This is a genomic window from Staphylococcus sp. EG-SA-2, assembly GCF_017152085.1.
This window is the reverse complement of sequence record NZ_JACYHC010000854.1, coordinates 1-1,123: the sequence shown is the minus strand read 5'-3', so window position 1 is coordinate 1,123 and position 1,123 is coordinate 1. Positions and strand designations below refer to the sequence as shown.

Here is a 1,123-nt window from a genome sequence, read left to right as displayed (position 1 = left end):
GGAAAGTTGTATCATAGTGGTGATTTAGCACGTTATACATCTGATGGTCAAATTGAATTTTTAGGAAGAATAGATAAACAAGTGAAAGTTAACGGGTACCGTATTGAACTTGATGAAATTGAAAATGTAATATTAGCTATTCGTGGTATATCTGATTGTGTTGTAACAGTAAGTCACTTTGATACGCATGATATATTGAATGCTTATTATGTCGGAGAGCAACAAGTGGAGCAGGATTTGAAGCAATATTTAAATGATCAGCTGCCTAAGTATATGATTCCTAAGACTATAACGCATATCGATTGTATGCCATTAACCACGAATGACAAGGTGGATACTACGCGTTTGCCAAATCCATCACCTATACAACAGTCTAATAAAGTGTATAGCGAACCCTCTAATGAAATTGAGCAGACATTTGTTGATGTATTTGGAGAGGTATTGAAACAAAATGATGTCGGTGTTGACGATGATTTCTTTGAACTTGGTGGTAACTCATTAGAGGCGATGTTAGTTGTCTCGCATTTAAAACGATTTGGCCATCATATTTCAATGCAGACATTATACCAATATAAAACCGTGCGACAGATTGTTAATTATATGTACCAAAATCAACAATCATTAGTTGCATTACCGGATAATCTTTCGGAATTACAAAAGATTGTTATGTCTCGTTATAACTTGGGTATTTTAGAGGATAGTCTAAGTCATCGACCTCTAGGAAATACACTATTGACTGGCGCGACAGGTTTTTTAGGTGCTTATCTGATTGAAGCACTACAAGGATACAGTCATCGCATTTATTGTTTCATACGTGCTGATAATGAGGAAATAGCATGGTATAAGTTGATGACGAATTTAAATGATTATTTTTCAGAAGAGACGGTTGAAATGATGTTATCAAACATTGAAGTCATTGTTGGTGATTTCGAGTGTATGGATGATGTTGTTTTACCTGAAAACATGGATACGATTATTCATGCAGGTGCTCGTACGGATCACTTTGGTGATGATGATGAATTTGAAAAAGTAAATGTTCAAGGTACTGTTGATGTCATACGTTTGGCACAACAACATCATGCAAGGTTAATATATGTGTCTACGATAAGTGTGGGAACTTATT

At 35.3% G+C, this 1,123-nt stretch carries 1 protein-coding gene; it reads left to right on the top strand.

The genetic code is table 11. The features are described 5' to 3' along the window. Positions 1-1,123: SDR family oxidoreductase (locus tag IDG60_RS15295; protein WP_206160874.1), on the top strand; the 1,123-nt coding region annotated here is incomplete at both ends.